This window comes from Dellaglioa sp. CoH-55-MRSF-7 (genome assembly GCF_056782235.1).
In genome coordinates, this window is the sequence record NZ_JBXAYI010000163.1 from 1 (window position 1) to 271 (window position 271).

Annotated in this window: 1 protein-coding gene; it reads right to left on the bottom strand. The window is 54.6% G+C overall.

All coding sequences use genetic code 11. The features are described 5' to 3' along the window. Positions 1-271, bottom strand: a 271-nt coding sequence (locus tag AC1RPU_RS08250) for a hypothetical protein (RefSeq protein ID WP_481769688.1), incomplete at both ends; no start/stop codon positions are given.

A 271-nucleotide genomic window follows, 5' to 3' on the forward strand; every position in this document is an offset into this window, starting at 1 on the left:
GTACATGGCTTCCGTCATTTCGGGGCTCATGTGTGCATCCGGCTCATCGAGCACCATGAGCGAGCAACGCTTATGCTCAGGTACGAAGTTGAGAAGCGCACACACGATCACGAGTGTGAAGATCGCGGACTCTGCACCACTCAACCGACGCACGTCACTAGGCTCCTGCCCATTAGGACGGTGCACGATGATCCGAATATCGGTATCCCACTGGAACTCGAATTGGAACTGTTCCGGGAACACCATCGACGCATAACGGTTGATCAAGACC